Here is an 8,186-nt window from a genome sequence, read left to right on the forward strand (position 1 = left end):
AACTGGAAGAAGTGCAGATGCTGCCAGGTGCGCTCCACCCGGTCGTGCACCGGCTGGTCCGCCGCCCCGCAGACCGGACAGGCCAGCCGGGCCGTATCGCACGACACCTCGAAGTGGATCGCCCCCTCATCCGGACGAAACGACACGCTGTCTACCGCCCACGGCGGCGTCAGCCCCAAAGCCTGGGTGAAGAGTTGTTCTTGCATCCGCCAAGGCTGACATCATCCGGCGGCCCGTTCCACACCAGACGCGATGGAGCCATAATCTCGCCGCAGGTCGTGGTATCCGCCGGGCCAGCACCGATGGTGGACTTCATTCCATTGATCCACGCTATCAAATCCTGGGCGCGGGTATCGGTGCCGGCAATGGCAGAGGCCGTACAGGTTTTGCCGATGTTGTAGTTGGCGGTGGGATTGGCGCGCATCATCTCGATGATGGTGTTGGTCGCCATCACCGCCTGGCTGGTTTCCAGCGCGCTCTGCCCACCCCGCAGGGCAAGCGACTGCATCGCCGCAACACCCAGCAGACCGACGGCCAGCACCAGCACCGAGACCATGACCTCAATCAGGCTCATCCCCCGCATACGCGCCGGCCCCAGCCCAGCAGCCGGCACTCGACGGATACGACTGACATGGACGACATTCACGGACATGTTCCGCCACCATTGACTTTCGAAGAAGACACCACGCCGCTGACCATGACCGTCAGCACGCGTTGATTCATTTCCGGACTGGTGACGGGCATGCACACCGTCACCGTCTGCTGGTTGTCGATCAGGCCCGAGGGCTTGAACACGATGCCCGCCGCCGGACCGCTGATCTGCACGCCCCCGGCGACCACATTGCTGCGGATGACGTCGTCCGTGCCGGTGGTGTTGTCCCGTCCACGCACCACCCACCCGCTCCAGCTGGAACTATTTGCACACGTCGAGCCGTCCGTGCTCGGGCAAACCGTCACCCGGGCATTGCGCCGGATGGCCTCGGCCCGGGCCAGCTGCAGCGAGGCCACCATTTCCTCGGCCTGGCCATTGAGCCGACTGTTGTTGATCAACGCCGTCATCGCGGGAACGGCGATCATGGCAAGAATGCCGATGACTGCCACCGTCACCATCAGCTCCACCAGGGTGAAGCCGGCGGACGGGGCGGGCAGGTGCGGGCGGGGACGACGTAGCACGGGACATCCTCGGAATGCGACAGCCTGACCCTAGCGGCGGGGCAACGGGACGTCCAGCCGGGGCCGACGGGCGGCGCGATTTCCGGAACAAGCGGCGGCCCCAACCCGGGCCTTGGAGCGGCTCAGACAGCGGCCACTTCGCCGTAGAGGTCGTGCTCGTCGCTGCCCAGAATCCGCACCTGGGCGAACTCGCCGGGTTTGAGGCCAGCAGTGCGGCCGTCCTGGATCTGCACCAGACCGTCGATTTCCGGCGCGTCCGCCTTCGAGCGAGCAATGGCAAGCTCGCCATCAATGGCATCCACCAGCACCTCCTGCACGCTGCCGACCTTGGCCGCCAGACGCGCTTCGGAAATCGCCGCCTGCCGCTCCATGAAGCGGGCCAGGCGCTCCTGCTTGACCTCCTCGGGCACCGGGTCGGGCAGCGCGTTGGCCGCAGCGCCTTCCACCGGGGAGTAGGCGAAGGCGCCGACGCGATCGAGCTGCGCCTCATCGAGAAAGTCCAGCAGTTCCTCAAACTCGGCCTCGGTTTCGCCGGGGAAGCCGACGATGAAGGTGCTGCGCAGGGTCAGGTCCGGGCAGGCCGCACGCCAGCGCTGGATCCGTTCCAGGGTCTTGTCCACCGCGCCGGGCCGCTTCATCAGCTTCAGGATGCGGGGGCTGGCGTGCTGGAACGGGATGTCGAGGTACGGCAGGAGCCTGCCCTCCGCCATCAGCGGAATCACCTCATCCACGTGCGGATAGGGATAGACGTAATGCAGCCGCACCCATACACCGAGCGTGGCCAGGCCCTCGCAGAGGGCACGCATGCGTGTTTCGTACATCCCATCGCGCCACGGCCGCGGGGCATATTTGAGATCCACCCCGTAGGCGCTGGTGTCCTGCGACACCACCAGCAGCTCCTTGACCCCACCCCGCACCAGTGCCTCTGCCTCGCGCAGCACCTCATCCACTGGCCGCGACACCAAATCGCCGCGCATGGACGGGATGATGCAGAAGCTGCAGCGGTGGTTGCAGCCCTCGGAAATCTTGAGATAGGCGTAATGCTTGGGGGTCAGCTTCAGGCCGTGGGCGGGCACCAGATCCAGAAACGGGTCGTGCTTGGGCGGCAACACGGCATGCACCGCCTGCATCACGCTGGCGTAATCCTGCGGCCCACTGATGGCCAGCACGTCGGGGTGCGCCTGCCGGATCAGATCGGCACGCTTGCCCAGGCAGCCGGTGACGATGACCTTGCCGTTTTCCGCCAGCGCCTCGCCGATGGCATCCAGCGACTCGGCCACCGCTGCATCAATGAAACCGCAGGTGTTGACCACGACCACATCGGCGTCGGCATAGGTCTGCACCAGCTCATAGCCCTCCACCCGCAACTGGGTGAGGATGCGCTCGGAGTCCACCAGCGCCTTGGGGCAGCCGAGGCTGACGAAACCGACTTTGGGTTGGACAGACGGGGAAGGCTGTGACATGGGCGCAGGCTGTGCGACGGGACCGCCGGAGGGCCGCGTAGTATACCGGCGGGGCTGCCGGCCCGGCCGCGCAGGCGTACCATCTGGGCAACCGCGGAGGGAGAATCGGCCATGAGCGAATGGATATCTCTGGAAACCCCAACCGGCCGCATCCGGGCCTGGCTGGCGCAACCGCACATACCGCCTCACGGCGCGCTGGTGGTGGTGCAGGAAATCTTCGGCGTGAATGCCCACATCCGGCAGATCTGCGCCACCTTTGCCGAGCACGGCTACGTGGCGATGGCCCCGGCGTTCTTCGATCATTTCGAGCACGATGTGCAGCTGCACTACGACGCCGACGGCGTGGCACATGGACGCGACTTGGTGGAGAAACTCGGCTTTGATCGCGCGCTGGAGGATGTGCGGGCCGCCGCCGCCCAGCTGCAGGAATACGGGAAGGTCGGCGTGGTGGGCTATTGCTGGGGCGGCACCGTGGCCTACCTGGCTAATACCCGGCTGTCGATGCCGGCGGTCAGTTATTACGGTGCGCGCACGGTGCCCTTCCTCAATGAACAGTTGCACGCCCCCATGCTGTTCCATTTCGGCGAGCACGACGCCAGCATTTCCGCGGATGACGTGGCGCTGCACCGTGAGCGCCATCCCGAGGCCGAAGTGCACGTCTACCCGGCGGGGCACGGCTTCAACTGCGACCAGCGCGCGGACTTCCACCGGCCCAGCGCCGAGCTGGCACTGGAGCGCACCCTGTCCTTCCTCCGCCGGGCGCTGCGCCCGGCTTATTGAGTCGAGGCCCGCCATGCACCCGACGCCCCGCCCGTCCCGCTACGAACTACACCCGCAACTGGCCGATGACAGCATCCCGGTCACCGAATGGCCGCTGTGCGAGGTGCGGCTGATGGATGACGCCAATCACCCCTGGCTGATCCTGATCCCGCGCGTGCCCGAGGCGGTGGAACTGATCGACCTCGACGCCAACCAGCGCACCCAGCTCAGTGCCGAAATCGACCGTGCCGCACGGGCACTGAAGGCAGTGTTCAAGCCGGACAAGCTCAATGTCGCAGCGCTGGGCAATCTGGTGCCGCAGCTGCATGTGCATGTGATCGCCCGCTTTCATAACGACATCGCCTGGCCACGCCCGGTGTGGGGCGCCGCGAACGCCAGACCGTATGCGCCGGAGGAACTGGTCGAACGGGTGCGGGCACTCCGCGCTGCGCTTGACGCCGCCTGAAGACGGCTCACGTCCGCGGCAAGGTCACGCCGGTCTGGCCCTGGTACTTGCCACCGCGATCGCGGTAACTGGTTTCGCAGACATCATCCGCATCGGCCTGGAAGAACAGCATCTGCGCCACGCCTTCATTGGCGTAGATACGGGCCGGCAGCGGCGTGGTGTTGGAAAACTCCAGCGTCACATGTCCTTCCCATTCCGGCTCCAGCGGCGTCACGTTGACGATGATGCCGCAGCGGGCATAGGTGCTCTTGCCCAGACACACCACCAGCACGTCGCGCGGGATGCGGAAGTACTCCACCGTGCGCGCCAGCGCGAATGAGTTGGGCGGGATGATGCAGACATCGTCCTCGACGTCGACGAAGCTCTTCGGATCGAAGTGCTTGGGATCGACGATGGTCGAGTTGATGTTGGTGAACACCTTGAACTCGCGGGCGCAGCGCACGTCATAGCCATAGCTGGAGGTGCCATAGCTGACAATGCGCTGGCCATCGGCGGCGGTCTTGATCTGGCCCGGTTCGAACGGTTCGATCATGCCGTGCTGCTCGGCCATGCGGCGGATCCAGCGGTCGCTCTTGATGCTCATGGGGACGTGATGACAACAGGCCAGGGTGGCCGGCGAGTGTACCGCGCCAGAGCGACCAGGTCAGTCCAGCAGCGACGCCAGGATGCCGGAACGCACCTTGGGTTGCTGCGCCAGCCGCTCCAGCAGGGCACGAGCGGCATCACGGAATGCCTGCGCAGCCGCCGATTCCGGCTGGGCCACCACGATCGGCACCCCGGCATCGCCCTGCGCCCGGATCTGCCCCTGGAGCGGCAGCGCGCCCAACAGCGGCACGCCGTACTGCCCAGCCATCCGCTCACCACCGCCCTCGCCAAACACATGCTCGGCATGGCCGCAGTGGCTGCACACATGCACGGCCATGTTCTCCAGCACGCCCAGCACGGTGATGCCGACCTTCTGGAACATCGCCAGCGCCCGCCGGGCATCCAGGGTGGCCACGTCCTGCGGCGTGGTGACCACCACCGCCCCCGCCACCGGGATCTTCTGCGCCAGGGTCAGCTGGATATCGCCGGTGCCTGGCGGCAGATCCACCAGCAGCACATCCAGATCGCCCCAGGCAGTCTGCTGGAGCATTTGCTGCAATGCCTGGGTCACCATCGGCCCACGCCAGATCATCGGTGTGTCTTGATCCACCAGCAACCCGATCGACATCGCCTCGATCCCATGCGCACGCATGGGCAGGATGGTTTTGCCGTCCGGGCTGTCAGGCCGGCCAGACAGCCCCAGCATCATGGGCACCGACGGCCCATAGATATCGGCATCCAAGACGCCGACACGTAGCCCCTCACCCGCCAGTGCCAACGCCAGATTGACCGCCACCGTGGACTTCCCCACCCCGCCCTTGCCGGAACCGACGGCAATCACATTGCGGACATTGGGCAGCGGCTTGAGCTCGCCTTGGACGGCATGGGCTGGGAGACGGGGCATGGGGAATTCACAGACAACCGGAAAGCCAGAATTTTACGCTCACCAACCACCAGCGACATGCACAACTGACTCCGTAAGAATGCATCAGCAAGCGAATGCTGCAGCATGCAGTTACCCAACTCCCTTGCTAGGCTAAGCAGAAGTAACCGCTAGGGGACACCATCAATGCATGACAAGATTTTCGGCCGACTGCTGGCCGCCTGCTTCGCCTTGACCTGCTTTCAAGCCGGTGCCACGCAACCCGTTCCAATCGATGTACTAGCGCACACTCCGGCCATCCAGTCGGTCTCAATGAGCAGTGATGGTCGCAATCTGGTTGCGCTGGTGACCGTTCCTGGCAAGAGCGATGACACGGCCTTGGCATCCTGGGATCTGAGACACCTCGACGCCGGCTCCCGGATCACCCCCTCTGGGGACCGGATGAAGTTCATCGCCGCGAACGCACTGAAGGCTGATCGCATCCTGGTGATCGCCCGCCAGGAATGGACCGGGCAACTGGGAGGGTGCGGAGAGGGCAAGCGCACTGGCGCAACCAAGACTTTCGTCACCAAGACCTATATCACCGACACTGCCCATAAAAATTTTGACGAAGCCTTCGCTGCCAAAACCAGCAAGCTCGACATGAACGAAGACCTGCGCCGCTGCCTGGAGCTGACCAGCACTGCATCGCTGGTCAATCCACTGCCGTTGGACCCGGACAACGTCATCATCAGTCAGTTCGACGCAACGTCATTCAATAGCAACTACCTCCTTTACAACCTGCGCACGGGGGAGAGCAAACTGCTGTTCAAGGGTGGTGGTCGCTCCAGTCCGGGCCTGTTCGACCCACGTAACGGCGAGCTTTTGACCCGAACCCAACTCGAGCCGTTAGGCGGCGGGGAATACGAGCAGCAAGTACTGATCCGTGACCCGGCCACCGGCGAGTTCGTCGTACACCCTGAGCTGACACGCAAGCTAAGCGAGCGTTATACCGTCGACATCGTCGGCCGCGACGAAAAGAGCGGCAAGTTCTATGTGCTGACAGACCTGTTCTCGGACAAAGTCCAGGCCTGGATGTACGATCCCAGCACCCACAAGTTCGAGGATGAGCCCCTACTCGCCCACCCGAAGTATTCGATTGCTCGCCTGATCTTCGGCTGGCAGCCCAGCAACTTCGGCAGGATCCTGGGGTTTGTGGTCGATGGCCCGACACAGGAAGTGACCTACGTCGACCCGCAGATGCAGGCGCTGCATATCCTGCTGAAGAAAAATTTTCCTGGCCAAGAGGTGACTATCACCGGCTATGACGACAACCTGAGCCGAGTGCTGTTTGCGACCTCCAGCCACCGGAATCCGCCGGCCTACCATGTCCTGGTCGATCGCAAGCAGATCGTCACGCTGGGAAGTCAGCGCCCGGACTTCAAGCCCGAGTGGGTGGGCGAACAGCGCTGGGTGGAGTACACCGCCCGCGATGGCCTGACCATTCCGGCCATCCTCGACCTGCCCGCGGGCTGGACGCCCGCGCAAGGCCCCCTCCCCGCTATCGTGCTTCCTCATGGCGGCCCCTGGGCGCGCGACTACATGGGGTGGGACCCTGTCGGCTGGATCCCGTTCCTGACGTCACGCGGCTATGCCGTGCTACGCCCCCAGTATCGCGGCTCGACCGGACTGGGCCGCAAACTCTGGCTCGCCGGTGATGCCGAGTGGGGCCAGAAGATGCAGGATGACCTCGACGATGGCGCTGCCTGGTTGGTCAAACAGGGCATTGCCGACCCCAAGCGCGAAGCCATTTTCGGCTATTCCTACGGGGGCTTTGCGGCAGCAGCGGCGGTGGTGCGGCCCAATGGCCCATTCCAGTGCGCAATCGCCGGCGCCCCGGTCACCGATCTGGCCAAGCTGGGATGGTCGTGGAGTGAAAACCGCCTGCAGCGCATTCTCCAGGGGCGCACAGTGAAAGGCATGGATCCGATGCAAAACACCGACAAGGCCAGCATCCCGGTGTTGCTTTACGTCGGTGACCGCGACGTGCGAACGCCCGCCTTCCATGCCGAAGGCTTCTACGATGCTGTCAAGAACAAGGTGCCAGCCAAGTTCGCACTGATCCCGGACATGCCACACAGCCTCCCTTGGTACCCACGCCACCAGCGTCAGACCCTGGCACTGATCGAAACCTTCCTGCGTCAAGACTGCAAGCCTGGCGGCCTGTAACCCGGCTCAATTGCACGACCGACCAATCGGCCGGTCGCGCAACGATCCAACTCGCTGTCTAAGACACCCGGCCGCTGCTACCGGCCGGGTGCTTTGTCTGCGTCCAGAGACTACGACCCTGGACGCATCAAACTCATGCCGTGATCCTCAACTGCCTGCAGGATCATGGCCGCCCCAGTCCACACGCCAGCTTGACCAGCAACCGAAGCTGGCGTCACTCGCTGACCTGGAAGCGCACTCATCGTGACCTGCCGCCCGGCGGTAGGCCACCACTTCGCGTACCACACGAACACTGCATAAGTTCAAACACCTTTGGCACTCCTTCGAAGCAGGAGGAGCGCCATGCAAGTGCACCATGCCGGGTACCGAATCCGGGGGTTCTATCGAATAGCCGCCTTGGGTCATCTTTGGGCAATGACCCCCAAAGACGCTCAACGAAGGCTGCACATCCTGCGCTTCTGGGACACACACGGCCTCGAAGCCACCCAAGACGCCTTCGACGTGTCCCGGCGCACGCTCTACCGGTGGAAGCAGGCCCTGCGCGAACAGGGCGGCAATCCCGCCGCCTTGGCCGCTCGATCCTGCGCGCCCAAACGCCGGCGCACGCCCAAGACCGACCCACGGCTGGTGGCGGAAATCCGCAGGTTGC

General features: G+C 64.4%; 10 protein-coding genes. 4 read left to right on the top strand and 6 right to left on the bottom strand.

From position 1 onward, the window contains the following. From BUA29_RS11360 to rimO, 4 genes are all read right to left on the bottom strand, one after another. Positions 1–206 (bottom strand): transposase family protein (locus tag BUA29_RS11360; protein WP_143148937.1); only part of this gene is annotated, 206 nt, incomplete at its 3' end. Further along, positions 170–646, bottom strand: a complete 477-nt coding sequence (gene pilV / locus BUA29_RS11365) for a type IV pilus modification protein PilV (protein ID WP_245770551.1) — start codon at positions 644–646, stop codon at positions 170–172. The genes pilV and BUA29_RS11360, both read right to left, overlap by 37 nt. Next, positions 643–1,173 (bottom strand): GspH/FimT family pseudopilin, encoded by a 531-nt coding sequence (locus tag BUA29_RS11370; RefSeq protein WP_072756645.1) that lies wholly within the window; start codon positions 1,171–1,173, stop codon positions 643–645. The genes pilV and BUA29_RS11370 overlap by 4 nt, the downstream gene beginning before the upstream one ends. Before the next feature lie 122 nt (positions 1,174–1,295). Continuing rightward, positions 1,296–2,636, bottom strand: a complete 1,341-nt coding sequence (rimO, locus tag BUA29_RS11375; RefSeq protein ID WP_072756646.1) for a 30S ribosomal protein S12 methylthiotransferase RimO — start codon at positions 2,634–2,636, stop codon at positions 1,296–1,298. Positions 2,637–2,747: 111 nt separating this feature from the next. On the opposite strand from rimO, the gene BUA29_RS11380 reads away from it, so the two are divergent. Together BUA29_RS11380 and BUA29_RS11385 are read left to right on the top strand one after the other, a co-directional pair. Further along, positions 2,748–3,416 carry a dienelactone hydrolase family protein gene (locus BUA29_RS11380; RefSeq protein WP_072756647.1) on the top strand — a complete coding sequence of 223 codons (669 nt, stop codon included), beginning with the start codon at positions 2,748–2,750 and terminating at the stop codon, positions 3,414–3,416. Positions 3,417–3,429: 13 nt separating this feature from the next. Then, positions 3,430–3,861: an HIT domain-containing protein gene (locus BUA29_RS11385; protein ID WP_072756648.1), complete on the top strand. Its 432-nt coding sequence runs from the start codon at positions 3,430–3,432 to the stop codon at positions 3,859–3,861. Between the two features lie 7 nt (positions 3,862–3,868). Here the strand turns inward: BUA29_RS11385 and dcd are convergent, their stop codons facing one another. Both dcd and apbC read right to left on the bottom strand, forming a co-directional pair. Next, the gene (gene dcd, locus BUA29_RS11390; RefSeq protein ID WP_072756649.1) at positions 3,869–4,444 is read right to left on the bottom strand and encodes a dCTP deaminase; all 576 of its coding nucleotides are present in this window, start codon (positions 4,442–4,444) and stop codon (positions 3,869–3,871) included. A 60-nt stretch (positions 4,445–4,504) separates the two neighbouring features. After that, positions 4,505–5,350 carry an iron-sulfur cluster carrier protein ApbC gene (gene apbC / locus BUA29_RS11395; protein ID WP_072756650.1) on the bottom strand — a complete coding sequence of 282 codons (846 nt, stop codon included), beginning with the start codon at positions 5,348–5,350 and terminating at the stop codon, positions 4,505–4,507. Between the two features lie 165 nt (positions 5,351–5,515). Here apbC and BUA29_RS11400 point away from each other — a divergent pair, with 165 nt between their 5' ends. Together BUA29_RS11400 and BUA29_RS11405 are read left to right on the top strand one after the other, a co-directional pair. Next, a complete protein-coding gene (locus BUA29_RS11400) occupies positions 5,516–7,537 on the top strand; it encodes an alpha/beta hydrolase family protein (protein ID WP_072756651.1) in 2,022 nt (673 codons plus the stop codon). Between the two features lie 414 nt (positions 7,538–7,951). Further along, a partial coding sequence (locus BUA29_RS11405; protein WP_218587195.1) for a helix-turn-helix domain-containing protein occupies positions 7,952–8,186 on the top strand: 235 nt, incomplete at its 3' end.

The sequence above is a fragment of the Thermomonas hydrothermalis genome, from assembly GCF_900129205.1.
Taxonomy (GTDB): Bacteria; Pseudomonadota; Gammaproteobacteria; order Xanthomonadales; family Xanthomonadaceae; genus Thermomonas; species Thermomonas hydrothermalis.

Coding starts and splice junctions, on each gene's coding strand:
- rimO (WP_072756646.1), bottom strand. CDS start 2,636: ATGTCACAGCCTTCCCCGTCTGTCCAACCCAAAGTCGGTTTCGTCAGC.
- BUA29_RS11380 (WP_072756647.1), top strand. CDS start 2,748: ATGAGCGAATGGATATCTCTGGAAACCCCAACCGGCCGCATCCGGGCC.
- BUA29_RS11385 (WP_072756648.1), top strand. CDS start 3,430: ATGCACCCGACGCCCCGCCCGTCCCGCTACGAACTACACCCGCAACTG.
- dcd (WP_072756649.1), bottom strand. CDS start 4,444: ATGAGCATCAAGAGCGACCGCTGGATCCGCCGCATGGCCGAGCAGCAC.
- apbC (WP_072756650.1), bottom strand. CDS start 5,350: ATGCCCCGTCTCCCAGCCCATGCCGTCCAAGGCGAGCTCAAGCCGCTG.
- BUA29_RS11400 (WP_072756651.1), top strand. CDS start 5,516: ATGCATGACAAGATTTTCGGCCGACTGCTGGCCGCCTGCTTCGCCTTG.